General features: G+C 54.4%; 27 protein-coding genes, 1 tRNA gene and 1 pseudogene. 14 read left to right on the top strand and 15 right to left on the bottom strand.

All coding sequences use genetic code 11. From position 1 onward, the window contains the following. Positions 1-60 precede the first annotated feature (60 nt). The 5 genes from dprA to IPM59_02850 all read right to left on the bottom strand — a co-directional run bounded on the left by dprA (position 61) and on the right by IPM59_02850 (position 4,690). Complete coding sequence (dprA, locus tag IPM59_02830; GenBank protein ID MBK9214523.1) at positions 61-1,188, bottom strand: DNA-protecting protein DprA; 1,128 nt, start codon at positions 1,186-1,188, stop codon at positions 61-63. Positions 1,189-1,222: 34 nt separating this feature from the next. After that, positions 1,223-1,320, bottom strand: a tRNA-Sec gene (locus IPM59_02835). Between the two features lie 56 nt (positions 1,321-1,376). Beyond that, positions 1,377-2,516, bottom strand: coding sequence for a M20 family metallopeptidase (locus IPM59_02840; protein MBK9214524.1), 1,140 nt, complete (start codon positions 2,514-2,516; stop codon positions 1,377-1,379). Continuing rightward, complete coding sequence (locus IPM59_02845; protein ID MBK9214525.1) at positions 2,513-3,463, bottom strand: S1/P1 nuclease; 951 nt, start codon at positions 3,461-3,463, stop codon at positions 2,513-2,515. The genes IPM59_02840 and IPM59_02845 overlap by 4 nt, the downstream gene beginning before the upstream one ends. 522 nt (positions 3,464-3,985) lie before the next feature. Beyond that, entirely contained in the window at positions 3,986-4,690 is a 705-nt protein-coding gene (locus tag IPM59_02850) for an SH3 domain-containing protein (GenBank protein MBK9214526.1), read from the bottom strand. An 88-nt stretch (positions 4,691-4,778) separates the two neighbouring features. Between IPM59_02850 and IPM59_02855 the strand changes: the two genes are divergently transcribed. After that, positions 4,779-6,224 (top strand): MATE family efflux transporter, encoded by a 1,446-nt coding sequence (locus tag IPM59_02855; protein MBK9214527.1) that lies wholly within the window; start codon positions 4,779-4,781, stop codon positions 6,222-6,224. Positions 6,225-6,293: 69 nt separating this feature from the next. Here IPM59_02855 and dnaN read toward each other — a convergent pair whose 3' ends face one another. Together dnaN and dnaA are read right to left on the bottom strand one after the other, a co-directional pair. Then, the gene (dnaN, locus tag IPM59_02860; protein MBK9214528.1) at positions 6,294-7,487 is read right to left on the bottom strand and encodes a DNA polymerase III subunit beta; all 1,194 of its coding nucleotides are present in this window, start codon (positions 7,485-7,487) and stop codon (positions 6,294-6,296) included. 411 nt (positions 7,488-7,898) lie between these two features. Then, positions 7,899-9,305 (bottom strand): chromosomal replication initiator protein DnaA, encoded by a 1,407-nt coding sequence (gene dnaA / locus IPM59_02865; GenBank protein MBK9214529.1) that lies wholly within the window; start codon positions 9,303-9,305, stop codon positions 7,899-7,901. 417 nt (positions 9,306-9,722) lie between these two features. Between dnaA and IPM59_02870 the strand changes: the two genes are divergently transcribed. Next, the gene (locus IPM59_02870) at positions 9,723-10,169 is read left to right on the top strand and encodes a nuclease A inhibitor family protein (protein MBK9214530.1); all 447 of its coding nucleotides are present in this window, start codon (positions 9,723-9,725) and stop codon (positions 10,167-10,169) included. Positions 10,170-10,174: 5 nt separating this feature from the next. On the opposite strand, the gene IPM59_02875 is transcribed toward IPM59_02870, so the two are convergent. The 4 genes from IPM59_02875 to IPM59_02890 form a co-directional block, all read right to left on the bottom strand. After that, the gene (locus IPM59_02875) at positions 10,175-10,876 is read right to left on the bottom strand and encodes a DUF2807 domain-containing protein (GenBank protein ID MBK9214531.1); all 702 of its coding nucleotides are present in this window, start codon (positions 10,874-10,876) and stop codon (positions 10,175-10,177) included. Positions 10,877-10,987: 111 nt separating this feature from the next. Next, positions 10,988-11,236 carry a hypothetical protein gene (locus tag IPM59_02880; GenBank protein ID MBK9214532.1) on the bottom strand — a complete coding sequence of 83 codons (249 nt, stop codon included), beginning with the start codon at positions 11,234-11,236 and terminating at the stop codon, positions 10,988-10,990. A gap of 172 nt (positions 11,237-11,408) precedes the next feature. Then, complete coding sequence (locus IPM59_02885) at positions 11,409-12,023, bottom strand: nuclear transport factor 2 family protein (GenBank protein ID MBK9214533.1); 615 nt, start codon at positions 12,021-12,023, stop codon at positions 11,409-11,411. Between the two features lie 8 nt (positions 12,024-12,031). Beyond that, the gene (locus tag IPM59_02890; GenBank protein MBK9214534.1) at positions 12,032-12,415 is read right to left on the bottom strand and encodes a hypothetical protein; all 384 of its coding nucleotides are present in this window, start codon (positions 12,413-12,415) and stop codon (positions 12,032-12,034) included. A gap of 99 nt (positions 12,416-12,514) precedes the next feature. Between IPM59_02890 and IPM59_02895 the strand changes: the two genes are divergently transcribed. The 4 genes and pseudogenes from IPM59_02895 to IPM59_02910 all read left to right on the top strand — a co-directional run bounded on the left by IPM59_02895 (position 12,515) and on the right by IPM59_02910 (position 14,321). Continuing rightward, positions 12,515-12,784 carry a hypothetical protein gene (locus IPM59_02895; GenBank protein ID MBK9214535.1) on the top strand — a complete coding sequence of 90 codons (270 nt, stop codon included), beginning with the start codon at positions 12,515-12,517 and terminating at the stop codon, positions 12,782-12,784. Then, positions 12,781-13,164 (top strand): PIN domain-containing protein, encoded by a 384-nt coding sequence (locus IPM59_02900; GenBank protein ID MBK9214536.1) that lies wholly within the window; start codon positions 12,781-12,783, stop codon positions 13,162-13,164. Before IPM59_02895 ends, IPM59_02900 begins: the two co-directional genes overlap by 4 nt. Then, a pseudogene (locus IPM59_02905) lies at positions 13,164-13,880 on the top strand (phosphoribosylformylglycinamidine cyclo-ligase). Before IPM59_02900 ends, IPM59_02905 begins: the two are co-directional and overlap by 1 nt. A gap of 27 nt (positions 13,881-13,907) precedes the next feature. After that, entirely contained in the window at positions 13,908-14,321 is a 414-nt protein-coding gene (locus IPM59_02910; GenBank protein MBK9214537.1) for a hypothetical protein, read from the top strand. Between the two features lie 17 nt (positions 14,322-14,338). Here IPM59_02910 and IPM59_02915 read toward each other — a convergent pair whose 3' ends face one another. Together IPM59_02915 and IPM59_02920 are read right to left on the bottom strand one after the other, a co-directional pair. Beyond that, entirely contained in the window at positions 14,339-14,623 is a 285-nt protein-coding gene (locus tag IPM59_02915; GenBank protein ID MBK9214538.1) for a Txe/YoeB family addiction module toxin, read from the bottom strand. After that, entirely contained in the window at positions 14,559-14,891 is a 333-nt protein-coding gene (locus tag IPM59_02920) for a type II toxin-antitoxin system Phd/YefM family antitoxin (GenBank protein ID MBK9214539.1), read from the bottom strand. The genes IPM59_02915 and IPM59_02920 overlap by 65 nt, the downstream gene beginning before the upstream one ends. A 53-nt stretch (positions 14,892-14,944) precedes the next feature. On the opposite strand from IPM59_02920, the gene IPM59_02925 reads away from it, so the two are divergent. Further along, complete coding sequence (locus tag IPM59_02925) at positions 14,945-15,112, top strand: hypothetical protein (protein MBK9214540.1); 168 nt, start codon at positions 14,945-14,947, stop codon at positions 15,110-15,112. Between the two features lie 8 nt (positions 15,113-15,120). Here IPM59_02925 and IPM59_02930 read toward each other — a convergent pair whose 3' ends face one another. Next, entirely contained in the window at positions 15,121-15,717 is a 597-nt protein-coding gene (locus tag IPM59_02930) for a hypothetical protein (protein MBK9214541.1), read from the bottom strand. Between the two features lie 54 nt (positions 15,718-15,771). Here IPM59_02930 and IPM59_02935 point away from each other — a divergent pair, with 54 nt between their 5' ends. Then, the gene (locus tag IPM59_02935) at positions 15,772-16,362 is read left to right on the top strand and encodes a phosphoribosylglycinamide formyltransferase (GenBank protein ID MBK9214542.1); all 591 of its coding nucleotides are present in this window, start codon (positions 15,772-15,774) and stop codon (positions 16,360-16,362) included. 135 nt (positions 16,363-16,497) lie between these two features. Here the strand turns inward: IPM59_02935 and IPM59_02940 are convergent, their stop codons facing one another. Continuing rightward, positions 16,498-16,917 (bottom strand): hypothetical protein, encoded by a 420-nt coding sequence (locus IPM59_02940; protein MBK9214543.1) that lies wholly within the window; start codon positions 16,915-16,917, stop codon positions 16,498-16,500. Between the two features lie 446 nt (positions 16,918-17,363). On the opposite strand from IPM59_02940, the gene rpmH reads away from it, so the two are divergent. From rpmH to IPM59_02970, 6 genes are all read left to right on the top strand, one after another. Beyond that, positions 17,364-17,510, top strand: coding sequence for a 50S ribosomal protein L34 (gene rpmH, locus IPM59_02945; protein ID MBK9214544.1), 147 nt, complete (start codon positions 17,364-17,366; stop codon positions 17,508-17,510). A 419-nt stretch (positions 17,511-17,929) separates the two neighbouring features. Beyond that, positions 17,930-18,139, top strand: coding sequence for a membrane protein insertion efficiency factor YidD (yidD, locus tag IPM59_02950; protein MBK9214545.1), 210 nt, complete (start codon positions 17,930-17,932; stop codon positions 18,137-18,139). After that, a complete protein-coding gene (gene yidC, locus IPM59_02955; GenBank protein ID MBK9214546.1) occupies positions 18,139-20,064 on the top strand; it encodes a membrane protein insertase YidC in 1,926 nt (641 codons plus the stop codon). Before yidD ends, yidC begins: the two co-directional genes overlap by 1 nt. Continuing rightward, positions 20,061-20,510 carry a hypothetical protein gene (locus tag IPM59_02960; GenBank protein MBK9214547.1) on the top strand — a complete coding sequence of 150 codons (450 nt, stop codon included), beginning with the start codon at positions 20,061-20,063 and terminating at the stop codon, positions 20,508-20,510. The genes yidC and IPM59_02960 overlap by 4 nt, the downstream gene beginning before the upstream one ends. An 86-nt stretch (positions 20,511-20,596) precedes the next feature. Then, a complete protein-coding gene (gene mnmE / locus IPM59_02965) occupies positions 20,597-21,967 on the top strand; it encodes a tRNA uridine-5-carboxymethylaminomethyl(34) synthesis GTPase MnmE (GenBank protein MBK9214548.1) in 1,371 nt (456 codons plus the stop codon). A gap of 87 nt (positions 21,968-22,054) precedes the next feature. Beyond that, the gene (locus tag IPM59_02970) at positions 22,055-24,208 is read left to right on the top strand and encodes a CocE/NonD family hydrolase (protein MBK9214549.1); all 2,154 of its coding nucleotides are present in this window, start codon (positions 22,055-22,057) and stop codon (positions 24,206-24,208) included. Positions 24,209-24,232 lie beyond the last annotated feature (24 nt).

Here is a 24,232-nt window from a genome sequence, read left to right on the forward strand (position 1 = left end):
GACGGTTAAGACTACTAACACCTCGTTTGCGATCTTGTCAATTCTGATTCGAAAAGAGAGTTACATTCTCCGGGCGTAGTGTTTGCCCGGAAGGACACGGATCAGGTCGCGGATATCGAGGCTCACTAGGGCGGCGTTCAGGTCGCCAAATGACAGAGCACTTGTCTCAAGAAGTATGTCGATGTGCGTCGGTTCGTCCGGGTTCAAAATGTCCCAGACTGTGCGTTCATGCGGGCTGAGATCGGCCGGGATGAGAGGTTGCTGGCGACCTTCGGATACCTCCGTTTCCTTGTCGACCGGCGGCGGCAGGATCGTTGCAGCGATCTCAGCCGGCAGTTCGGCAACCACGTCCTGCCATTGCTGAACGAGCTTTGCACCACTCTTAATAAGGTAATTCGTCCCGAATGAGTTGCCCGAAGTGATATTGCCCGGAACGGCCATCACATCGCGGCCCTGCTCGGCCGCCAGCCGCGCGGTGATGAGCGAGCCGCTGCGTTCCGATGCCTCAACGATCAGCACGCCGTAGCTAAGGCCGCTAATGATGCGATTGCGAAAAGGGAAATGCTCGGCCAGCGGCGGCGTACCCAGAGGAAACTGCGTAACGATACATCCGCCCGACCCGATTATCTCGTGCACCAGCTTGGTATTCTCTCGCGGATAATAGCGATCGAGTCCCGTACCCATCACGCCGATCGTTCGGCCTTGTCCGCGTATCGCTCCGCGATGGGCCGCGGCATCGATACCGCGGGCGAGGCCGGAAACGATCGTAATTCCACGCGATGCGAGGTCACGGCCAAGCATCTCAGCGGCATTCTCGCCATACGTTGAACAGGTACGCGAACCGATGACACCGATACACGGCTGATCGGCGCAAGCCTGCCAGTCGCCCTTTGCATACAACACCGGCGGCGGGTCGGCGATCTCACGCAGCATCGACGGATAGCTGCCGTCGTCGAGTATCAGAATGTCGCCGCCGAGCTTTTTGACACGTTCCAGTTCGTCGGCAGCACGTTCGTGAAACTCACGCTTAATGATGCTGTCCGTTGTTTCCGGCTTGAGCCGCAGCGATTCGAGCTCGGTCCGCCGCGCATGAAAAACACTTGACGCAGAGCCAAATCGTTCTAATAACCGTGTCGCCGCTCGCGGACCCACGCCCGGGGTCATGTTCAGGGCTATCCAATCGATCATCCTTTGCTGCTAACTGCTTACCGTCTACTGATCTTGGCGGAGGCGTGTGGGAGTCGAACCCACCTGACGACGCTCTCGCGCCGTCACAACGGTTTTGAAGACCGCGCCCATCACCGGACAAGCCGCGCCTCCGCATCTAAGATAAAGCCATTCCTCTAATTAGTAATTGCTGATTTGATAATTACTAATCAGTTTTGTCCGATCAGCAGCGTCACCAGCGTCGCTCGCTTTGCAATATCGCTGACCAGAACATGCTCATCCAGCCTGTGCGCACCGTCGCCGGCCAAGCCGAGTCCGTCGAGGACGGGAACGCCAAGCGCAGCGACAAAATTGCCGTCCGACGCGCCGCCGACCTGTGTCTCACCAAGCTCGTAATCGAAACTTGCGGCTATGCCTCTGGCCTTCTGATAGAGTTCAATAACTGCCTTATTTCGTTCGAGCGGCGGCCGGTTTACGGAACCCAACAGCTCAAGAGTGACGCGATCGTCGACCGGCGAAAGCAACCTGAGCGCGGCCTCGACACGCGCCGCTTCGCTCGAATCTGAAAACCTCACATCGATATCGCACTCGGCCCGGTCCGGTATAACGTTTGTCGTCGTCCCGCCGCGAAAGGTCGTTACGTTTGCGGTGGTGCCGATAGACGGATCGGCAATGGCGTGAACCCTGTCCACCTGACGAGCCAATTCAGCAATCGCATTCGCACCCTTTTCAGGATCAAGGCCTGCGTGGGCTGGAACACCGTGGGCAACGAGCCTGAACATTCCAGTGCCCTTTCGGGCGGTCTTCACCCGACCGCCGGCCGACGGTTCGGGGATGAGACAGCACGCCGCCGCCGCGGCCTCGCGTTCGACGAGCGCTTGGCCCGTGCGGCTGCCGACCTCCTCGTCGCATGAGAGGACGATATTTACTGGCCGAGGCGGCCGTGTGCCCGTCCCGGCGAGATATCGCAAGGCCTCGATCATCAGGATGATGTTCGCCTTCATGTCAAAGGTCCCGCATCCGTATAACCTATCGCCATCGATCCGTGTCGGGTTCTTCTCTTTCGTGCCGACCGCGTGCACTGTGTCGGTGTGGCCAAGCAGCATCGTGCACGGCCCCTCACCGGGGAACGCTCTGATGATCAGATGCGTGCCGACGCCATCGGCCTCGATGCGCTCAAAATCCAGATCGATCGGCAATTCGCGAAAGAGCGCTTCGATCCGGTCGACGACCACAGCGCTTCGCACAGCGTCGTAAGACGGCGATTCTATCTCGACGATCTCACAGATCGCTTCACAAATGGCCGCCTCTCGGGCGTTGAAATGTGCGAGAACTTCGTGAGGCGTCATTTTGCGGCAAAAGCGGCATTGAACAGCTCGGCCATGCGATATCCGGCCAGCGCGAGACGTTCCTCACTGATCTTTAATGCCTTCTTCCGGTATTTGTCTGAAGGCTCCCGAAAACGGACGAGGTCAGCGGAAAAGACCTCTGTCTGCGATATCTTAAGGCTCTCGGCGGTCCAATCCGCAAACTTTCCCGCAGCCAGCCGCGCTTGCAGCTTCTCATACGGATACTTCTTCAATATCTTCCGCGCTATCGGCTCGACATACGTTGAGTCACACAGATCATCACTGTTCGGTATGCTGTGAACGACTATCGAGTCCCAAAAGCTGTGAAGGTTTTTTTGAGCATTTCGCGGCGTGCCTTGCGGCGTCAATAGAAAGAGGTTCCCGCCCTGATCGCCCTTTGATTCCGTTTCCGTCACTCGGGCCGATGTATGAAGCGGCTGGTGCAGGTCACCTATGATGTGTTCGATCCAGGCTATCGCAACAGCTTTTTGCGAAGCCGTTGCGCTGCTCGTTAGCAGATCAGAATACTCGGAGAGTTTCTCAAGAGCTTTGCCGCCATCGCCCGGGGGCGGTAATGACTCGATCTTGCCGTCCTTGATCGTCCAGAATGAATCGGAATAATGCCAGTTTGACTTATGGTATTTGCGATACCGGACCTCAAACGTCCGGTCACGAACGACGTCGGCCCACGTCGCTATCATCATAAAATACTGACGTTTTCGGGCCTCCTCGCTTTGCGAACCGTAGCTGACGTAGAAGGTCGGTATGTCCGAATCCTCCGCCGCATCGAGGAGTATCTTCACGACACGTTCGCGAACCTCGGGGGCCATCCGTTGCCACGCTATGTAAGCGCTGATCTCATGCCCTACGTTATCCCACGAAAAGGATGACACTGTTAGCACCAGCAGCACGACGACCGCTGCCGCCGAACTCCACACTCGTCTCATACATTTCTCCTGATCGAATCCGTTTCCAAGAGTTTATCGAATAACCGCCGTGAGAGAAAGATGCATTCCTAACGAAGGTTCAGACAAACCTTGACTTGCTTTTGATCATCATAGACGTGCAAGTGTTTTTTATTTCATCGTTCATCAGTTGGGAAGCAGGAAACGATGATGCGAAATATTTTGGAACAAAGTTTGACATTCGGACGTTTAATTGATAGAAATGACGATTCGCTCGCGAAACCGATAGGCATTTTTGCCGCGTTATTCGGTTGCTGGCACAAGGATATGAGCCGGCCGTTCACGACGAAACATGGTTCTTATCGCGTGTGTACGGATTGCGGAGCACGCAGGAGGTTTGACACAACGAGTTTTAGGACATTGGGGCGCTTCTACTATGCCCCATTCGGCGACGCCCGGCCGTAACGTTCACAGGGCGATTCATAATAACCCTCAATAATACCTACCTAAAATTGACCTACCGGGTGCGGCAACTTTCAAAAGAGGCCGCACCCTTTCTCTTTTCTAGTAGTTGAGATACTTATCAAACACCCAGCCCGAATAGCCGTTATAGCTGGCCCGGCACCAGCGGCCGCCGCCCGACGGGGCAAGGCATCCGCCGACCGTTACCGAGGCACCGTGTGGGATCTGGAGTATTCGTCCGCCTACCGAACTGCTCGGATATGTGCGCAGGGCGAGAAACCCATCGCCGGGCGAATTCACACGGGCCGACCGAGTCGAGGTCTGATTCGGCAGCGTTAGCGGTATATCGACCGGACGATTTGTATTCTTCTGCTCATTCAGCTTCTTTTCGAGATCAGCGATCTGCTTGCGCAGTTCATCAGTTTCGCTGACCGATGGCAGCGGGCTTGGTGGTAGTGCCGGCTTGTTCATATTGACATTGTTAACGGCAACATCATCGCCGCGGCCCGCGCTGTAATACAGGACGCCCGCCAAGCCGAGCCCGACGATTGCGAGGATCACCAGCACGAGCAATCCGATGACCACCTTGAGGACAGTGCCCGATGAGCCGCCCGGCGGTTGGGTCACAGTTGTCGGTGTGATGATCGGCTGCGTCTGCGGAATATTGACCCGCACTGGGTCGCTCCCTGAGCGGACCACGGTCGCCTCCTCCGCCGGCGAGAGATCGCTAAGGGCCGCTCCATCTGCGAGGCAGTAGCTGAGCGAGGCGTCGGTATAGGTCGTTCCGCACGACGGGCACTGTTTCATACGGGCTAGTTATAATTCACTTTACCGCCGTTGGCAAACCAGTCCATTGCTTCGGTATCATTTAGAATCACCGACAGCCTCGCAAAGAATGCCTGACAAGCAAGAGAACGGATCCGAGCCGGCCGACGAAACACCGCCGCAGAAAGCCCCCTTCGACAGATCGATCGTTGAGGGGCCATTAGGCCGCGCTGTCTGGAAGATCGCATGGCCGACTATGCTCACTAATGTAGTGGCCGGCATTCAGGGGATGATCGACCATATACTCGTCGGCAACCTTGTCGGTTACAAGGCTAATGCCGCGATGGGCATCAGCTTTCAGATATTCCTCACGGTCGTCGTTTTTATCTCATCGATCTTTATCGGCATGGCGGTCCACGTTGCTCGCTATGCCGGAGCGGGCAATAAAGAGAAGGTTGACCGGACCGTGTATCAGGCCTTTCTGACGGCAGTTTTTATCGGTGTATTTATTATGGCACCGGTAGGCTATTTTGCCTCGCCATACCTGCTTGACCTGGTCAGTTCTGACTCTGACGTCAAGGCGGAGGCCCTTCCGTTTCTTCGGGTCACTTTTGTATTCAGCATTGGGTTGATGATCTATTTCATGACGAGCGGGTCGCTACGCTCGGCGGGCGATTCACGAACGCCTATGGCTCTCGGCATCGTAATGACGATCCTGAACCTGGTGCTTAACGTCATTCTCATACGCGGCCTCGGGCCGATACCTGAATTTGGGACGGTCGGTTCGGCCATGGGCTCCAGCATCGCGGCTGGTTCAGTCGGCATTTACGCGATCTACAAACTCTCGACGGGCGGATGGGTCGTCCATTTTCCGAGGGGCTCCGGCTGGGGGCCGGATTGGTCGATCATTCGATCGCTCTTTGCTTTCGGGTTGCCGGCCGGCTTTCAGGGGATCGCGATGAACGTCGGCGGCCTTTTGATGTTCTACTTTATCGGCACGCTCGCCAACAGTGCCGCTGCCCAGGCGGCCTATGCTCTTTCTTACGGCCAGCTTTTCCTGCTCGTCACATGGTCGGCTAACGGACTGATGGGAGCTTCGGCGGCCGTCGCCGGACAGAATCTTGGAGCTAAGCAGCCTGACCGTGCGTATGCCGCCGTAAATGCGGCCGCTCGATTTGGGCTCGCCGGCGCAGCCTTTTTTGGTCTGTTCTACTTCTTCTTCCCGCAGCAATTGCTGGCAATATTCGGCATGACCGACACCGCCGCCGTTGCGATCGGTATAGAACTATTGCATATTTTGGCTTTCTCGGGGCTGTTCATCTCCGCCGCCCTGGCCTTTACGGGCGGGCTGCAGGGAACCGGTGATACCAAGGGCCCACTCTATATCTCGATCATCTCGCAGGTTGCAGTACCGATAGGGATTTGTCTTGTTATCAGGAGTATCAGCACCCTCGAACCTATCCACATCTGGCTGGCTATCCTCGTCGGACATATGACACGTTGCTCACTCAGCATCTTTCGGTTTCGCCAAGGCAAATGGCGCTCGATCTCAGTGGACATTCACGCTACTACGTGAGTTTTCGCCAGACAAGAACGGCCCAGCTCTAGGAGTCGGGCCGTTGTTCACTACTAGATTCCACTTCGATCAGATCCTTAGCGGCATCACGATATACTTATAGTCGTATCCAGTCTCTCCCGCGATCGACATCTGGGTCTGGGCATTCGGGTCCTTGAACTCAAATGCTATCTTGACCGGCGGTGCCGACTCTCTGACACGAACCTTATCACCATCAGTTTCCTTGATGGCCTCACCCTCGTCGGCGGCTTCGTGGGCGATCATCTCGGTAGAACTGACATTTGCCAGGAAATCCATCAGATATTTCCAATTAAAGCCGAGCTGCATCTCATCGCCCGAATACTCCGCCTGAACGACCTCATTGCCCTCGCCCTGCTCGGCGGCTTTCGCAGTAATCTCTATCTCGCCTTCTCGAATATTCAGCCTTATAGATCCGTTTCGATCGTCGGCGATCAGCGACATGCGGTTAACGGCCCGCCGCATCTCGGACAGATCAAAGATCGCCGTATGATCATTGTCCTTCGGCATCACCATCTCATAATTCGGAAAGCTGCCAGTCAATTTCCGCGTTATCAGCAGGCGTCCCTCCGTCTCGAAAAAGATATGATTCGGATCCTCGCCAAAGGACACCTCGCCATCATGCCTGGCGAGTTTCACAAGCTCGACAAGGGCCTTTTTGGGGATTAGTGTCTCGATAACGCTCTCTTTGTCGTCGATCTCGCACGAGACGTATGCCAAACGATGGCCGTCCGTGGTAACCATCTTCGCGATTCCCTCGCCGATCATGAACTTCGCACCAGACAATGTGAACCGCGATTGCTCGGTCGTTATAGCGAAGGACGTGTTGCGAACAAAATACGCAAAAGTCGCCGACGGCAACTTCATTGGCGTACTCTTGGATAGCGGCAATTCGGGAAACTGGTCCTTGGCGACGCCGGCCAGCCGATAGTCTGCCCGTCCGCATTTCATACCGACCCATTCGTTGTCCTCCTTCTTAAAGTGAACATCGCCGGGATCGAGGGCCCTTACGATGTCAAAGAGCTTGCGAGCCTGCACACATATCGCACCCGGCGTTATGATCTCGGCCTCGGCATCACAGCGCATCGTGCAATCGAGGTCGGTTCCGATGATACGGATCTCGCCCTCGCCCAAAGATTCGATGAGAATATTGGACAATACGGGGATCGTCGTCTTGCGCTCAACCACGCCTTGAATAAATCCCAATTCCTGTCTGAGGACATCTTGCTTGATCTTGAATTCCATTTCTTTTCTGCTCCTTAGTCGTAGAGACTATTGTTTCCTACTTAAAACCGATTTCCTATTAATATACAATCATTGCCGTCTTAAACCTATTGAAAGAAAAGAAAATCAGAAGTAAGAAAATAGTTCTATTAGACGCCTGTGAAAATGTTGAAAACTGCCGTAAGTTATTGTTTTGCTTGGATTTTTCCGCCCACATATTACTGTGGAAAACTTGTGGAAAACTTCAGCTCAAACTCGCCGGGTCTCAATACGTCACTTTTCCACTGACATTCACAGGCTGTTCATGCCAATACCGGTGGAAAAGTGGAAAAACGCCCTTCAAACATCCAAAAATAAAGCACTTAGCGGCAATTGCAATAAACCATTCTTGTGGAAAAGCCGATTCATATAATTCCGTTAAAAGGATTTTAATTAATTGCAAATATTATCGATAAGCTCTTCCACCTGCCTGTGGAAATTTCCGTTCTCTCGCATCATCGAATCTATCTTGTCCACCGAATGCATTACGGTAGTATGATGCTTGCCGCCAAGTTCTCGCCCGATCTCGGGAAAGCTGTGCCGAGTCAGACGTTTAGAAATATACATAGCAACCTGCCGCGGCAGAGCGATGGCCCGAGAGTTGTTCTTTGATCTCAATTGATCGATCGAAAGGTCAAAGGCCGAAGCGACAGATCTCGCTATGATCTCGATCGTCAATCCGGCGGGCCGCTCGGCGTCGAGAATGTTCTTCATTGCTTCCTTGGCAAGTTGCTTTGAGATCGGAACGCCCTTCATAGACGAGATAGCCACGAGCCTGACAAGCGAACCTTCGAGTTCACGAACGTTGCTTCTGACCTTTCCTGCGATATAGATAGCGATCTCATCATCGAGATGGATGCCGTCCAGGTCCGCTTTCCGTTTAAGGATCGCTACCTTGGTCTCAAGGTCAGGCGGTTCCAGATCGGCGATGAGGCCCCACTCGAAGCGCGAATGCAGCCTTTCCTCGATCGTCGGGATGTCGCGCGGCGGACAATCGCTTGTCACGATGATCTGTTTTTGGCTGTTGTAGAGTGCGTTGAACGTATGAAAAAACTCTTCCTGCGTACGTTCCTTGCCGGCAAGGAACTGGACATCGTCCATTAAAAGCACGTCGATCGAGCGGTACTTATCTCGAAAACCCGGCGTCTTATTGAATCGGATCGCATTGATCAGTTCATTCATGAACCGCTCAGACGTAATATAGGCGACGCGCATGTGAGGGCTCCGGGCCTTGATCGCGTGCCCGATGGCGTGCATCAAGTGCGTCTTGCCAAGTCCGACGCCGCCGTACATGAACAGCGGGTTATACGTCGCTCCGGGCGTCTCGGCCGTAGCCTTGGCGGCAGCGTGGGCAAACTGGTTGCACGATCCGACGACGAACTTCTCAAATGTATATTTCGGATTCAGGCCCTCTTCCATCGGCTCAATGTCGATGAAGTTGGCGGCAGTTGCGGGGCGCACAGAGGCAGAACCATTCTTAGGCGAAAAGAACATTTCTACGGTCACGTCCTCAAACTCAGGCAGCGGGAGACTTTCAGTCTCTACTTGCCACTCGATGGTGTGGTCGGTATATCCGAGGTCGGCGAGCGTTGTTTCGATCAGATGCGAGTAATACCGGCAGACCCAGTCTTTGGTGACCTCGCCTGCGGCTAGTTGCACGGTCCTTTTCTCGGTGTCGAGCCCACCAAACCTGATCGGCCCGAACCATGTCCTGAAAACCTCGCTGTTCAGTTGTCCTTCGATGACGCCGAGGGCCTCATTCCAGACGGTCGCTTCTTGTGCAGTTGCCTTAGCTTGCAAAGATTGAAAACGGGACTAAAGCGCGGTGTTGCTTAATGCAATGTCTGACCGCGGCCCCCTCCTTGATTCCTTTGATCGTAGTCATGCGGCAGAAGCAAAAGTCGTTTAGATGCAAACGATTTCCGGAAGGAAAGCCGGGCCGTCCCGGAGAGTTATCCACAGTCTTTTGCACAGCCGGTTCCCAGAATTGTATAAAACCTAAAGCAGTGCTTTAAGCTGTTTACCATCAACAAGTTACAACAATCCAATTCCTGGAAACGGCTAACAGACTAGCACGAAAAACCACCTCGCGCAAAGCGAAATCCACAGCTTTTTTTCGACGCGTTAAACGCGAATTTAACTTCCTTTTTGTCAACAATTCGCCCCAATTTTTGAATGTGTTAGAGTAAGAAAATCGCCGATCATGTGACCAAAAAAGTGTCAAAAATCGAAAAAAAATTCTCGAAAAAGAGCAGGAAAACAAGTGTCGGGACGGATGAGTTTCAGCGTCGGCTAGCCACGGCTTGTGACGGCTTGATCTACGTTAGCGAAACCGACGCCGCGGTTCAACCGGTGGTCGCTTCGAAGCCCGGTGACGATCTACAGGCGGTGGCTAAGGCTGATGCAGAAATGTCGCCCGATGCCAAACCCGAACAGATCTCGCTTGATCGGTTCTTCGAGCGGCTTGTCCGGATAGAGGATTGGTTTGGCAGACGTGAGATCGCTAGGGCGGAAAGGTTCAAGAGCCTTGCGGAACTTCTCGACAGCGAACTTAGTGATCTTCGCGCATATCGCGTCGGTGAGGTAAACGTCAGATACTACGTCGTGGGACGCGACGCCGCCGGGCGGCTGGTGGGGATAAAGACAGCCGCCGTTGAAACGTGAGGCCGCTATCTTTGCGAAATGCTGCTTGCCCCTGATCGTTTTGTCACAAGGCTTGACGGTGTGCCCGAGTACGTGATCTTGCTTGCTCCCGATATATCCGTGCGGAGTTCGCCTGTCACACTCACATCCACGTGACTGGCACCGCTGGCTTCTATCTCCGCATTAGCCGCTAGAAGTTCTTGGGCATCGATCTGTGTCGCACCACTGACATCCGTCGTCAACTTGGCCGTCTCACCCGCGAGGCGTACTTTCGAGGCTCCGCTCGAATCAACTGAAATACGCTCATTCTGCAACCCAATGACGCTTACCTTAGCGGCGCCCGAAGCGTCCAACGAGTCGATATCAGGAGCCGAGATCCGGATGCGCATAGGATTCTCGCTAGACAGCTTGCGTTCTGTCGATATGGTGAGGATACCGTTGCGGACCTTGGTTGTTATCAATGGCAGCAAATTGTCGTCGGCTTCGATCTCGACACTGTAATCCCTTTGAGCTGTGATCTCGACCTGAAAGACGCCGCCGACATCAACGCCGTGAAAGCCTGAGATCTCGCGGGTCTCTGAAGCAATGCGTCCTGAACCTTGTTCGGCGCCGACTTTGAGCGGAAAGTTGAGAAAGCTGCCGCCGATGCGCCCGAACGAGGATGAATTTGCAGCAATGAGCCCGCCGATTAGAGCGAACAGGAAAACCAAGAAGCCGAACTTTTTCATAAACATCTCCGAGAAGCTGTAGCTAATATTGGCAAACGAAGCCGCGAAAGAAAAAGTTCAGAAAAAGGCGGGCGCGCCGCCGCCCGCCTCATGATCAGAAAGAGCGGAGCACTACTTCGCCTTTGGCGTCTCGGCGGGCTTTACGTCCTTATTGACGTTAGACCCGACATCTTTCTTGACCTCAGGCGTCGCACCGGCCTTGGGCGAGCCGGTGGGCGATACGGCCGGGCTCGGGCTCGCAACAACGACAGGCGTCGGGCTGGCCGGCGGCTTCGGCGGTTCAGGTTTTGGCTGTTCGCACGCAGCCGATACGGCCGTGGCGATCGCCAGCATGGTTGTAAGAACTATTGATCTTCTCATTGTTTTTCTCCTATTTGAGATAAGGTTCGGACCCAAAGCCGTCCGTTGGCAGACATCAGCAGCCGGACTAACGAGGAACGTCTTTCCGCAAAGGTGCGCTTAAGGCATTTGCCATTCATCGTCAACACTGCGCCGAGATGAACGCACGGGCCGCGAAAACTTGCAGAGAATTTTAGTTACAGTATTTGTGGTCTACGTAAACCTTTGAGCCACTGGCGCTAATGTAGTAACAGCCGCCGCGCGGGCCTTTCTGATAGACGCGCGTGCCCGCGGTTGTTGGCGAACTCGGTTTTGAGGATAAGATCGGTTTTGTCTCGGCGAGAGTCGCGGACTTGGGCTCCGGTATCACTGTTGATTGCCATGCGACGGCCTGCCATTTGCCGTTGCGTTTTACGAATGTGCCTGTGTTCAGATTATTGCCGACCGTCTTTGTGCCGTCAGCCTTGGTCGTATTGATAACGAGGCGAAACGCGACGATCGCAGCATTGCCGTACTGCTGGATCTTGATATCTTCCGCTGTGTAAACGGTGACAGGATCGTCGACTTTCGGAGCGGGTGCCGACCGAACGCCCTTCATCAACTCTTCTTTGTTGATACGCACACCGGCCGAGCGTGTGTAGATCAGGTCGTCGGCCCAGAAGCGGTCGTGGACCGCCGCGTCGTTCTTGCCGGCACCGGCCAGAAAGTCGTTGAGCATCTGGGTTAGCTCCACCGCATCGGGAGCGGTTTGTCCACGAAAGCACACGGCGGCCGACAGTATGAAAAGTAACAACGCGATCTTTCTCATAATACCTCTCAATAGACCTGAAAGCCTTTTGACCGCAGGCAAAACTCAGCGAATTCCGCCAGCCATTCATGCGTGACGCTGTAATTCTTCCACTGCTCGTCGCTGTCGCGGTGAAGCGTCATGTCGTCCGGAGCGTCGGTGACGGTAAGGTCGGCGAACATACGTTTGCCAGGGCCGACTTTGGGCAAGACCTCATCCCTGATACGCGAGCCGATCTCGTGTGCATGGCCGATGTCAACTTTTACGCCGGTAGCGTTGTAGCTCATCTGCCGGATGTGGCCTTCGTCGACGATGTCGAGTTCACGGATGATCTCGACCGCGGCCGTCCAGTTCCAGACATTTGCGTTGAACTCAAATCCCTCGCTGCCCTGATCGATAAGTGTGAAGCTCATACCGAGATGCTAAACGGCATTCAGAGTTAGGTCAATTATATTGCGCCAGTCGAACGAAAGACATCGACAAAACGTATTACACCATATAGCATGTATTACATGAGATTTCCGACAACGATCACCAGTAAGGGGACGATAACGATCGCGGCACCGATCCGGAAAGCTCTCGGGCTAAAACCGGGGCAGAGGATCAATCTAGAACTTGATCAGACAACCAATCGCGTTTCTTTTGAAACCGGTAAGACCCTTGAACAGTTGGAGAAGATACGCGACGAGATATTGAGCAAGTACCCGAACAGGCCTAAAGGGCTAAGTCTGGAAGCGATGCGGAAGCGGGCCGTGAAAGCCTGGCTGGATGGAGAGGCATGAATAGCCTCGATACAAGCGTGGTTCTGCGCTTTTTGCTGAACGACGTGCCGGTCCAGACAGCCAAAGCCAGAGTTTTGCTTTCAAAGCCGAAGACATACGTAACAGATGCGGTGGTGTCAGAAGCGGCTTTCGTTCTTGAGAGAGGAATGGGTTTCGAGCGTTCACACACGGCGATTCTGCTCAGGACGCTGATCGCAGTTCCGGGGCTGAACTATAATGAGTATCTATTGCCTGAGGTAATAGAGCTATTCGAGGGCCATCGAAAGCTCTCCTTTATTGATTGTTACGCTGCGGTAGAGGCAAGGCTATCCGGAGCAAGTTTGTACACCTTCGATAGAAAGCTGCTTCATCAGGGCGGCCAGCACGTTGTGATGCCGTAATGGAAATGCAATCGATCTCATACGCCGACGCCGGCGTCTCTATCGACAACGCCAATCGAGCCGTCGCGAGGATACGCGAATTCGCGCGATCGACGTTCAATGAACGCACACTGACCGAGATCGGCAGCTTTGGCGGCATGTTCGCGGGGGCGTTTCCCGACATGGCGGAGCCGATACTGGTCGCCTCAGCCGACGGCGTCGGCACGAAACTCAAGCTCGCCTTTGAGACCGGAATTCACAACACGGTCGGCGCGGATCTAGTCAATCACTGCGTCAACGACATTCTGGTCCAAGGTGCGCGGCCGCTATTTTTTCTGGATTATTTTGCGACGGGAAAACTGGAACCCGATGTGACTGTTTCTGTTGTCGAAGGCATGGCGAGGGCTTGCCGCGAAAACAGCTGTGTCCTGCTCGGCGGTGAAACCGCCGAAATGCCGGATTTTTATCCGCCCGGCGAATACGATCTCGCGGGCTTTATCGTCGGCGTCGTCGATAAGGCAAAGGTCATCGACGGCAAGAGCATTGTTCCGGGCGACGTCGTCCTCGGCCTGCCATCGACCGGCCTGCAGACGAACGGCTACTCCTTGGCGCGAAAACTCTTTTTCGAGGTCGGCGGCTACAAGGTCGATGACTTTGTCGAAGAACTCGGCACCACCGTCGGCGAAGCTCTACTAGCAACCCATTCATCGTTCTTGCCGCAGATCGGGCCGCTGCTGGAAGGGAGCGCGGACACTCCTGCCCGCATGAGCGTCGCTTCGACGCGAACAAGCGCGGATGGCCCTGAGGGCTCGATAGGCGCGGACGATGTCGCCGGAAGAACCGGCGATGCGGACAAGAGTGTCCGCACTCCGCTGATCAAAGGCCTCGCCCACATCACCGGCGGCGGCTTCCTCGAAAACATCCCACGCATTCTGCCCGACGGCGTCTCAGTCGAAATAAACCGCGGCTCCTGGCCCGAACCGCCCATCTTCGGCCTGATGCAGCGTCTCGGCAATGTCGATGATCAAGAGATGTTCCGGACGTTCAACATGGGCATTGGAATGGTCATCGTTTGCGATGAAGCTAATAGGAGCGTTATTGCGGATCGGTTCAATGATTGTTACGAAATCGGACGAATCATTCCAGGTACAGTAGACGTGCAGATTTCTCGTTCCTAAACGAATCGCGATGGTGATTAATAATGATACCGGGCCTGAAGAAACTCGATCCGGTCGTCATGCACTTTATAGACGACTCGATGCTCTTTATTGAGACGACGAGACCAGGCACCCGCAGCTTTGTGTTTCAGAGGCTCAGGTTTACCTACACCCGTAAAGGGTTCTCGCACCGTCGCCTCGATGAGGTCTAGGAGTTTGAGCAGCAACTTTCGGTCATTCTCGGCCCAATAACGCAAGTCATCGAGAAATGCGTCGGCTAGCACGACCTTTCGACTTGGCCTTTTGGGTTGGTTCTTCTGCACCGAATTCCTTCCTCAATTCGTCGACGGTCATTACCATGCCCCCACCAGACTCAACCTGGCTGAGAGCGCCCATCAATCTTTCGGCATTCTTTGGTGACCGAAACAAATATTCTGTTTCCATCATGCTCGCAAGCTCATCAGCGTCGATCAAAGCTACAGCCGAGCGGCCGCGACGCCTGATCACGACCACCTCGCAATCGTCCGTGACTTGATCCATCAATGATGCTAGATTTGCCCGTGCTTCGCTGTAGCTAACTTCCAATGACATAACCCCTCCGTGAGTTGTACAATATTATTGTACGTAGAATTGCCGTCGTGTCAATGAAAATAGGAATCCTGATCTCAGGTCGTGGTTCGAACATGGTCGCCATTATCGATGCTGTGAAAAGCGGCGAGATACCTGCGTCTGAGGTTGCGGTTGTGATCAGCGATAAGGCAGAAGCGGCAGGTTTGGCGAAGGCCCGTGAGCGCCGCGGCCAGAGAGCGTGAAACGACTGTTATTTACGTCCAGTATCGGAGTTTCCTTTCAGGTGTATACCGACCTCGCCTTTCACTGTGAGTATTGAATAGGTCACCAAACAATGCATTTCATCATTACCGTTCCCGGCCCGCTCGATGTAGCAATCATACTGAAATCGTACGGCCGGCGAGGCCGTCCCGGTCTTAACATCCCCGCTGATACCCTTTTGAAAATACATGTGGAGGCCTTTTGCATCACCATCGGCCTTTCCGGTTAGTTTCATTGTGCCGAGATCAAGGCTCGCGGTTCGCCCCGAACCCGCATCCTCACCGAGTGTTATGGTCGTCGGAAACTCTTTGTGAAGCGTGCGGCTGATCGATTCCATAAATTTCTCTGGCATCTCGTCAATGTTGATATTCTCGAAGCTTTTGAAGGTAGTACCACCCGTCCAGGTGCCGGCAATTGAGATCTCACGCTGATCCGGTGTCGGTCTTGGTGTGGTGATATCAATGTTGAATGCCTCTTTGACGCGGTTGGCCTCGATACGGTCCTCCCGTGCCCGCTGACAACCGATCACAAGAAGAGCAAATAAGCCGAACACAACGATAATATTAACCTGGTTTTGTTTATACATATGATCCTCCTTAAGTCCATAATACTCATACGGTCCACTCGAAGAACGTGACCGATGGCACAGTCGATGAAACTGGGAATTCTGATCTCAGGCCGCGGGTCGAATATGGTGGCGTTGACCGATGCGGTCCACTCGGGCGAGATACCTGCGTCTGAGGTTGCGGTTGTGATCAGCGATAAGGCAGAAGCGGCAGGTTTGGCGAAGGCCCGTGAGCGTGGCGTCGAGACCGTTGTTATTGAAAGAAAAGGCTACAGCCGTGAGGAGCACGACGCCGATATCGTTGACGAGCTAAAGAAACGCAATGTCGAGTTGGTCTGCCTTGCGGGCTACATGCGGCTGCTGTCTCCGTCATTTGTCCGCTCTTTCCCGAACCGCATCATCAACATCCACCCAAGCCTGCTGCCCGCATACCCCGGCCTCGACGTCCACGAACGCGTCCTCGCCGCCGGTGAAAAAACCTCAGGCTGCACCGTCCACTACGTCAACGAACACCTCGACGCCGGCCCCGTCATCCTCCAACGCGAAGTCCCGGTCCTCGATGGCGACACGCCCGAGACCCTCGCGGCGAGAATTCTCGAACAGGAACACCACCTCTATGTCGACGCGGTCAAGCAATTAACCACGGAACGCAACGTAGGTAGATAGGATCTTATCAATTGCCTCCAGCTTTAGCTGGAGGACGTCGGGCTAGAAGTTGCCGGCTTTAGCCCAATATTTGGCTAAAGCCGGAAGTTGTGTGAAACAAACCCTCCACCTGAAGGTGGAGGCAATTGATAAACGCTAGGAATCGGTATGTTCGTTTCTTCGCGTCGGATGATTCAGCGCACGGTTGGATATTTTGGCGGTTCGGAGGTTGAGGAGCAGGAGGCCGTCGGTGTCGATCTCGGCGTCTGGGAACTCGAGGGTTTGGTCGATGACGAGCGAGCATTCCTTTATCAGGCGATAGGCCGAGACCTTGCGGCCGCCGTGGCGGCCGGACTTTATCAGCGGATACGCGTGACGCTGGCCTAGGGCGGTCGGTTTGAGCCCGATAGTGTTGTTCGCGCTGTCGTAGAAGAGCATAAACGCCGCCGGGGCACCGAGCAGGTCATGGGTAGAGCGGCTCAGCACGATCGTTCCCTTGCTGTTCATCGTAATGTAGATCCCCGCCCACTGCGGCCGCTTTTCGTCGCGTGGTATTTGTTTCCAGTCTCTTCGCATCAGGGTGTTCGTCAATGGTATTGTATCATAGAACACGCCGCGTTGCATAGGCGGCAACTGATTAAAAAAAACCCGGATGATGAGACCTGTCATGCTCATCATGATGGAATGCTGTTCAAGATGTGATGAGCAGCGTCAAAAAAAGGCAGGGGACGCAAAAACTGTCGATACAGATCGATATTCTGTCGATACAACGTGCCAAAATGAGCACAAATTGCGTTACAGAGGCCGAGAAAAGGGGCCCGGATCGCAGCATACAAATGCCAGCAGCGTCTCAATTTGTGCATTCGTGGCTATCTGCGCGTTCAAAAGAAATTGCCACGAATGCACGAATAAACCTAAACCAAGACACTACCCAAATCGCCATTTTGCTTTGACAACAACGAACTTGCGCGCGTAAACTCAAAGTTTTCACTCATCGGGTGAATACTTGATGGAGAGCGATTATGCCGAAGAGAACGTTTCAACCAAACAACCGCCGCCGCGCAAAAAAGCACGGCTTCAGGGCGAGGATGGCGACCAAGAACGGCCGGGCCGTGTTGGCGCGCCGGAGAGCGAAGGGGCGCAAGCGATTGACAGTCGAGCACTATTAGGGCTTGACCTGCCGAAAGAGGCTCGGCTTCTGAAAAGGGCCGAGTTTCTTCGCGTTTACGAACAAGGAAAGCGCATCGAAGGCCGTTTTATGACGGTCTTTGTTTTGCCGTCAAGACACGTTCGCCACCGCGTCGGCGTGACCGCGACAAAAAAAGCGATCGGCAAATCGCACGACCGCAATCGATGCAAACGGCTCCTTAGAGAGAGCTTCAGATTGAGCCGTGCAGAACTGGAGTGTGTGGTTCACCGTTATGATTGGGTGCTAAACGCGCGGCGAAGCCTGCTGAAGACAAAGCTCGATAAGCCGCTGGCAGAGTTCAAAGGGATCGTTATGAAGATGGCCACAGAGAACATCGAGCCCTCGGAGAAATAGCGATTTCTTCCCAGTGTCCTCTGTGATCTCTGAGGCAAATGTCCGATGAAGTTTTTGGTTCTTGATCTATTAGGTGTGTATAAAACGGTCGTTTCGCCGTTCCTGCCGCCTGCGTGCCGGTTTGAGCCGACATGTTCGGAATACACGCGGCAGGCGATCGAGAAATACGGTGCGATAACTGGAATTTGGATGGGCCTTAAGCGGCTGCTCCGCTGCCAGCCGTTATGCGAGGGCGGACACGATCCGGTCAATTGATGGAAAATAACAGTAATCCTGGAAATCAATCTCGTTTCCTGATCGCCGCCGTCCTGTCGATGGTGATACTCTTCGGCTGGTCGTACTTCTTTGCGCCGAAAACACCGCCCGCAAACTCAAATTCGAATACCACGGCAAACAACGCTGCGAACAGCAATTCGGCGCCGGCACCTGCGGCTCAGCCGACGACCGCACCCCAACCCGAGAGCGCCGGCGTGACGCCAGACACGATCCCAAACCGGACGATCACGATCAAATCGCCGCTTTATGAGGTCACGCTCGACTCAAAAGGCGCGGTTGCAACGAGCTGGATCATCCTCAAGAACAAGTCGTCAAAAGGCGAGTATCCGGTCTATGCGGACGGCTCGAACTCAACGAACAAGAAGCCGCTCCAATTGATCTCGCAAAAGGCACTCGAGCAGAGTCCGAGAGAGGTCCCATTTCGGCTCGTAACAACGGATACGAATCTGACCGCGTCCGCAAACGAACGAAATTACCAGATCTCGGTCGCTGAGCCGGTCGTTACGTTGAGCAGCGGCGAAGAACGAACGGTCGAGTTTTCGCTCGTCGGCGACAACGGCATTGAGATCAAAAAATCCTTCGTATTCCGAGCGGATAGCTACGTCGCCGACCTGGCGATAACCGCAAAACAGAACGGACAGCCGATACCCGAAACGAAGCTTGCGATCGGAGCGAGCATCGGCGATCACGCGATCAATTACCACACGTTCTATCACACAGAATCGGAGGCGGTCGCTGCGGTAAACGGCGATATTTCGCGGCACTGGGGCAATTATTCATTCACCTATGACGCCACCGGAAAGGCGAGCCTGAGCGACAAAGGGCCCGTCGATTGGGTCGGTATGGGCGATGCGTATTTTGCGATGGCCGCGGTACCGGCCACGCCGGTGCAGGGTGCCGATTATCGTGCGTCAAAATATGACGTCAATATCGAGCCTGTTTATCACAGCATTTTTAGCTGGATCACGCGCAGCCCGACGACGACCGAAACGCGACATCTTGTTACGGCATTTATGCCGATTGCGGGCGATGGCTCTGTTACAAAGGTCTTTACGGGGCCAAAGGACTACTTTCTCCTGTCAGAGCTTGGCGACACTATCAAGCCCGCGGACGGACGCACCGTTTCGGTCGTTAACCTGATCAACTTCAGCAATTATTGGTGGCTGCGTTGGCTCACCAAGCCCCTGTCGATACCGATCCTCTACGCGCTTCACTACTTTAATGTCGTAACCCATAGCTATGGTCTGGCGATCATCGTCTTTACGTTCTTCTTCTATATGCTGCTGTTCCCATTGAGGTGGAAGCAGTCAAAATCCTTCAAAAAGGCATCGTCTAACGCGCCGAAGATGAAGGAGATACAGGACAAGATCAAGGACCTGCAAAAGAAGGGCGTGCCAAACGATGATGCCCGCATGCGAGCGCTCCAGATGGAGCAGCTCAAAATGACCAAGGACGCGCTGCCTATCGGCGGCTGTCTGCCGATGCTGCTGCAGTTTCCGCTGCTGATCGCGTTCTACACGGCTATCACGATCGCGCTCGATGCACGCCAGGCTACGTTCCTATGGCTGCCTGACCTGTCGGCGGCAGACCCGTGGCATATTCTTGAGTTTGGCTTTGCCATCTCGATGATCCTGGCGATGAAATTTACCCCGACGGCCGCCGCGGTCACGCCGGAGCAGCAGATGCAGCAAAAGATGATGACCTGGCTTATGCCGGCGATGATGTTGTGGGTGATGTGGACGGCGCCGTCGGGCCTTTTGCTATACTGGTTCTTCGGCAATATCGTGAGTTTTGGCCAGCAGATGGTAATTAACCGTCTCAACAAGCCTGCTACCGCGCCGGGGACAGAGATCGTTGATAGCGTGCCGGCGAACGCTAAACGCATCAAAGCAAAGAAGAAATGAACGAGAATTGCGAAAAGGCGAGAGAGTTTCTTGACGGGCTCGTGACGGATCTCGGATTTGACCTCTCAGTGACCGTCGACTGGACAGATGAGGGCTGCCTGCTCAACTTGAGCGGCGGCGACGCGCATTTCGCCCTTGTCGAGAATGGAGAAATGTTGGATGCCTTCGAGGTGATCTTGTTTCAGGTCTATGGCCGCGAACTTGATCGTGAGCATCGTTTCATTGTCGATGCCGAGGGCTTCAGGCAGACGCGCAAAGCTGAACTGCATGCAATGGCTCGCTTTGCTGCAGATCAGGTCCGCAAGAGCGGACGTCCGTTCACGTTTGGCGTTCTTAATTCCACCGAACGCCGGATCATACATCTAACGCTTCAGAAAGAGGACGACCTGTTGACCGAATCAGTCGGTGACGGCCGCGAGCGGCGCCTGCAGGTTCGTCTGCAATAAGACTTAGCCACAGAAGACACAGATTACTATGAGATATTCTTCTAATGTCTCTGTGCTCTCTGTGTGCTCTGTGGCTAAATAGGCTTATGGCGGATACGATAGTCGCACTCGCAACGCCCACCGGCCGCAGCGGCATCGGCGTCATTCGCTTGAGTGGCGATGACGCGTTGAGAATCGTGCGTCGGTTGGTGGCGGATGAGGAATTCTCGCCGCATCCTCGACAAGCACATTTGCGACGGATCTGCGATCCGGTAACGGGCGAGACGATCGATGATGCGGTCGTTACGTGGTTCAAGGCGCCAAATTCGTTTACCGGCCAAGATGTGGTCGAAATAAGCTGTCACGGCTCGCCGGTTGTCCTGCGTCAAGTGATCGACTTCTGCTTGGTCGAGGACGCTCGGTTGGCGGGCCCCGGCGAATTTAGCTTGCGTGCTCTGGCAAACGGCAGGATGGACCTCGCCGAGGCCGAGGCGATCCGTGACCTCATTGATGCACAGACCACGGCGGCGGCCCGGCAGGCCGTCAGGCAGATGCAGGGCGAGATGTCGGCGACTCTCCAGCCGGTCAAGGACGATCTGCTCGATGTCATCGTTGTGCTGGAGTCGGCACTTGAGTTTGTCGAGGACGATCTGCCTGATGTTCAGAATGAACGCCTGCGGGAGCGTCTGCGTTCAATTGCAGACTCGGTAGAGAGGCTTGTCGACACCTACAAGGCCGGACACCTCATCCGCGACGGCCTCCGCGTAGCCATCGTTGGGCGGCCCAATGTGGGTAAGTCAAGCCTTTTCAATGCTTTACTAGGTTCGGACCGTGCGATCGTCACCGAAATCGCCGGAACTACGCGGGACCAGCTTCACGAGCGTCTGGTCATTGATAACATTCCGGTTTCTCTCATCGACACCGCCGGCCTGCGCGAGACTTCTGATATAGTCGAGAGCATTGGCGTGGAACGGGCCAAGGCTGTCATGGCCGATGCCGATATAGTCGTAGTCATGGTCGATGCCAGTGAGTCGCTGATCGCAGAGGACCGCAACATAATAGAATCTGTCAAAGATATCGAGCACCTGATCGCTTTGAACAAGATCGACAAAACCGACGCCGAAACCGTGGTTCGCCGGAAATCTGAAATTTCAGATTTGAGATCTGAAATTGTTTCTTTATCTGCAAAAACGGGTGAAGGCGTCGATCAACTTAAGAACGCTATTCTCCAACCATTTCAAACCTCGGATGTTCAGGCTGGGGGTTTCCTCATCACCGATGCCCGGCACCACGATCTTCTGCAGCGGGCAAGATCAGAGATCGAGGCTTCTATCCAACAGCTTGACGCCAAGCTGAGCGAGGAGATCGTCCTTATCGGTCTTCACAATGCCCTCAGATATCTTGGCGAGATCACCGGCGAAACCACGACTGAGGATATGCTAAGTCGCATATTCTCAACGTTTTGCATTGGAAAATAGATGGCTCCGTGCGCGAAACATTCCGCGTGTATCATCCGTATCCGATGTGTCCTAATATCCCTAAGCCGTTCTAGGAGGCTTGCTGTAATGCGATCAATATTGACCCAAACGGGCATCACACTGTTTCTTTTTTGCACGTCAGCGGCCGTAAACGTCGTCGGTCAACCACCTGCAACGATACAGACCGCGATCAAGATCGACTCTGCCGCCTTCGATCGGTTCGTCGGCCAGTACGAAGACGCTATTAACCTGGGCGGCCTTGTCTTTTCGTTCTTTAGGGAGGGCGATAAGTTCTTTCTGCGCGTGACCAACCAGGAAAAGGTCGAGATAGTTCCTGCCGCCGCGAACAGGTTCTTCAGCATCTCACCAAGTGTGCCGCAGGCTGAAGCAGAGTTTGTTCTGGATCCGCAAGGTCGCGCGACCGGCATGATCTGGCGACAGGGCGGCCAGACATTCAACACGAGCAAGACGGCTGACACTCCGCAGCGCGACACACGAGTGGCCTATACGCGGACCGAGGCAATGATCCCGATGCGTGATGGTGTCAAGTTGTTCACGATCATCATGACGCCGGAGACGCAACCCGAAGCTTATCCCATCATGCTGGTGCGGACGCCATACGGTGTTGCGGGTTGGAATTCGGCGCGTGTCAACGGCGCCGAGGCAGAGCTGGTGAAGGACGGCTATATCTTTGTTTATCAGGATATCCGCGGACGCGAGGACAGCGAAGGCGTTTTTGAGATGCTGCGTCCGCCGCGCAACAAGCGCGATCCGAAGTCTATCGACGAGAGCACTGACACATACGACACTATCGAATGGCTGCTCAAGAATGTTCCCAAGAACAACGGACGCGTCGGTATCAAAGGTGTCAGTTATCCCGGCTGGCTTGCCGCGGTAGCGCTCATCGATCCGCATCCGGCCCTGAAGGCGTCATCACCACAGGCTCCGGTCACCGACCTGTGGATGGGTGACGACTTTATGCACCACGGTGCATTCAGGCAAACGTACGCGCATGAATGGGCCGTGCCGCTCGAGAGCGCAAAAAAGGGCGGCGATGTCGAATTTGACGATCCGGACATGTATAAGTGGTATCTGCCGCTCGGCAAGATGCAGACGATCGCCCCGAGTCTTGCGAAGAAGTCGCATTCATGGAAGGCCTTTCTTGAGCACCCGACGTGGGACAGCTATTGGCAGGCCCGAGCCACCAACCTCTATCTCAAGGATACCAGTGTACCAACGCTGATCGTCGGCGGTTGGTGGGACCAGGAAGATATGTACGGTCCGCTCGCAATGTATAGATCGCTCGAGAAGACCGATCATGACGATCAGGTCTTCCTCGTGATGGGCCCGTGGAACCACGGCGGATGGGGCGGACGCGGACGTCGGCTCGGCTCCATCGATTTTGGCGCGGACACGGGACGATATTATCGGGGAGAGATACAAGCTCCATTTTTTGCTAAGTTGTTGAAAAATAAAGGCAACTTCACCCCGTCGGAGGCGACCGTCTTTCAGTCGGGATCGAATAGATGGATGACGTACGATGTATGGGCGCCAAAGGAGTTGGAGAAACGCTCGCTCTATCTGCAGGCTAATGGAAAACTGACATTTGATAGGCCCACGGAACGTGAGGATGCCTTTGACTCATATGTTTCAGACCCGAAGAACCCTGTTCCGTATCGAAAGACGCCTATCCTCAAGACCTACACACAAGGTTCGACCTGGAGTTCATGGCTTGTCGATGACCAGCGTCATGCTGCCGAACGTGCGGACGTTCTCGAATGGCAGACAGACCCACTACAGTCTGATGTGACGATCACTGGCGATGTCACGGCGAGCCTTTTCGCTTCAACCTCGGGAACTGATAGCGACTGGGTCGTAAAGCTAATCGACGTTTATCCTGCGGATGCTCAGCCATCTAATATGGCAGGTTATCAACTGATGGTGTCGGAAGAGATCTTTCGCGGGCGATATCGGAAAGGTTTTGAAAAGGCCCACGCGGTCGAAGCGAACAATCCGCTGGAATATACTATCGATCTTCGCGGCCAGAATTATTCATTCAAGGTCGGGCACCGCATAATGGTGCAGGTTCAGAGCTCATGGTTCCCTCTCTACGACCGCAACCCGCAGACCTTTGTGCCGAACATCTTCAAGGCGCAGGCCGCCGACTTTAGGCCGGCAACACAACGGATCTATCGGACAGCCAGGCATCCTTCACATATTACGGTTTCCGTAGCGAGATAGAGATGGTATGCTTTCAAATTCGCA

Source organism: Chloracidobacterium sp., from assembly GCA_016715795.1.
Taxonomy (GTDB): domain Bacteria; phylum Acidobacteriota; class Blastocatellia; order Pyrinomonadales; family Pyrinomonadaceae; genus OLB17.

Excerpts from the sequence above, each read along its gene's own strand:
- dprA (MBK9214523.1), bottom strand. The coding sequence starts at position 1,188 with ATGATCGATTGGATAGCCCTGAACATGACCCCGGGCGTGGGTCCGCGA.
- IPM59_02840 (MBK9214524.1), bottom strand. The coding sequence starts at position 2,516 with ATGACGCCTCACGAAGTTCTCGCACATTTCAACGCCCGAGAGGCGGCC.
- IPM59_02845 (MBK9214525.1), bottom strand. The coding sequence starts at position 3,463 with ATGAGACGAGTGTGGAGTTCGGCGGCAGCGGTCGTCGTGCTGCTGGTG.
- IPM59_02850 (MBK9214526.1), bottom strand. The coding sequence starts at position 4,690 with ATGAAACAGTGCCCGTCGTGCGGAACGACCTATACCGACGCCTCGCTC.
- IPM59_02855 (MBK9214527.1), top strand. The coding sequence starts at position 4,779 with ATGCCTGACAAGCAAGAGAACGGATCCGAGCCGGCCGACGAAACACCG.
- dnaN (MBK9214528.1), bottom strand. The coding sequence starts at position 7,487 with ATGGAATTCAAGATCAAGCAAGATGTCCTCAGACAGGAATTGGGATTT.
- IPM59_02875 (MBK9214531.1), bottom strand. The coding sequence starts at position 10,876 with ATGAAAAAGTTCGGCTTCTTGGTTTTCCTGTTCGCTCTAATCGGCGGG.
- IPM59_02880 (MBK9214532.1), bottom strand. The coding sequence starts at position 11,236 with ATGAGAAGATCAATAGTTCTTACAACCATGCTGGCGATCGCCACGGCC.
- IPM59_02885 (MBK9214533.1), bottom strand. The coding sequence starts at position 12,023 with ATGAGAAAGATCGCGTTGTTACTTTTCATACTGTCGGCCGCCGTGTGC.
- IPM59_02890 (MBK9214534.1), bottom strand. The coding sequence starts at position 12,415 with ATGAGCTTCACACTTATCGATCAGGGCAGCGAGGGATTTGAGTTCAAC.
- IPM59_02895 (MBK9214535.1), top strand. The coding sequence starts at position 12,515 with ATGAGATTTCCGACAACGATCACCAGTAAGGGGACGATAACGATCGCG.
- IPM59_02900 (MBK9214536.1), top strand. The coding sequence starts at position 12,781 with ATGAATAGCCTCGATACAAGCGTGGTTCTGCGCTTTTTGCTGAACGAC.
- IPM59_02910 (MBK9214537.1), top strand. The coding sequence starts at position 13,908 with ATGAGCGTCGCTTCGACGCGAACAAGCGCGGATGGCCCTGAGGGCTCG.
- IPM59_02920 (MBK9214539.1), bottom strand. The coding sequence starts at position 14,891 with ATGTCATTGGAAGTTAGCTACAGCGAAGCACGGGCAAATCTAGCATCA.
- IPM59_02925 (MBK9214540.1), top strand. The coding sequence starts at position 14,945 with ATGAAAATAGGAATCCTGATCTCAGGTCGTGGTTCGAACATGGTCGCC.
- IPM59_02930 (MBK9214541.1), bottom strand. The coding sequence starts at position 15,717 with ATGTATAAACAAAACCAGGTTAATATTATCGTTGTGTTCGGCTTATTT.
- IPM59_02935 (MBK9214542.1), top strand. The coding sequence starts at position 15,772 with ATGGCACAGTCGATGAAACTGGGAATTCTGATCTCAGGCCGCGGGTCG.
- IPM59_02940 (MBK9214543.1), bottom strand. The coding sequence starts at position 16,917 with ATGCGAAGAGACTGGAAACAAATACCACGCGACGAAAAGCGGCCGCAG.
- rpmH (MBK9214544.1), top strand. The coding sequence starts at position 17,364 with ATGCCGAAGAGAACGTTTCAACCAAACAACCGCCGCCGCGCAAAAAAG.
- yidD (MBK9214545.1), top strand. The coding sequence starts at position 17,930 with ATGAAGTTTTTGGTTCTTGATCTATTAGGTGTGTATAAAACGGTCGTT.
- yidC (MBK9214546.1), top strand. The coding sequence starts at position 18,139 with ATGGAAAATAACAGTAATCCTGGAAATCAATCTCGTTTCCTGATCGCC.
- IPM59_02960 (MBK9214547.1), top strand. The coding sequence starts at position 20,061 with ATGAACGAGAATTGCGAAAAGGCGAGAGAGTTTCTTGACGGGCTCGTG.
- mnmE (MBK9214548.1), top strand. The coding sequence starts at position 20,597 with ATGGCGGATACGATAGTCGCACTCGCAACGCCCACCGGCCGCAGCGGC.
- IPM59_02970 (MBK9214549.1), top strand. The coding sequence starts at position 22,055 with ATGCGATCAATATTGACCCAAACGGGCATCACACTGTTTCTTTTTTGC.